Source organism: Cyclobacterium jeungdonense, assembly GCF_010994275.1.
In the GTDB taxonomy this organism is placed as follows: domain Bacteria; phylum Bacteroidota; class Bacteroidia; order Cytophagales; family Cyclobacteriaceae; genus Cyclobacterium; species Cyclobacterium jeungdonense.
In genome coordinates this window covers 1-744 of the sequence record NZ_WMCD01000033.1, presented here as the reverse complement: position 1 = coordinate 744, position 744 = coordinate 1, and the positions used below count along the sequence as shown (strand labels likewise).

At 39.8% G+C, this 744-nt stretch carries 1 protein-coding gene; it reads left to right on the top strand.

The window, feature by feature from the left end:
* A partial coding sequence (locus tag GKS34_RS23195; protein ID WP_163387533.1) for an IS1634 family transposase occupies window positions 1-744 on the top strand: 744 nt, incomplete at both ends.

The following is a 744-nucleotide window of genomic DNA, read 5'->3' as shown; positions in this document are numbered from 1 at the left end:
GGGAAGTTACAAGGTTGCCAAAACCATTGGGAGCAGTTCCGATAAATCTGAAGTAGAAAGGCTGGTTTCATTGGGAGAAGAATGGATCAGGAATTATAAAGGAATTCTTGATATGCCGTTCAACAATGAAGAGCAGACAGCAGAATCTGTTTTGGAAAGTGTAGAAAACATTACAGTTTCAGGTACAGAACTGCTTCTGGATAAAATATTCAATGATATCGGATTCAATGTAATCAAGGACGACATTTTCAAGTGGCTGGTCTATTCCAGAATATGTTTTCCCTCCAGCAAACTCAAAACCTGTGATTATCTTCTGACCTATCACGGCCTTGATTTTCAGGTTCAGGACCTTTACCGGTATATGGACAAGCTTTACACCAATTATAAGCAGACTGTACAGCTGATCAGCTTCTCCCATACCAAGAAAATACTTGGAGGCAGTATCAATATAGTCTTTTATGACTGCACGACTCTTTATTTTGAGGTGGATCAGGAGGATGATCTGAGGAAGACAGGTTTTTCCAAAGAAGGAAAGCACCAAAATCCACAAATTGTTTTGGGCTTGCTGGTAGGTCTAGAGGGTTATCCACTGGCATACGAGATTTTTGAGGGCAACAAGTTTGAAGGCCATACGATGATTCCTGTAATAGAAGCATTTAGAAAAAAATATAACCTTCCCGCCCCGATAGTTGTGGCGGATTCAGGATTGCTTTCCAAAAGTAATATCAAAGAATTGCTTAATAA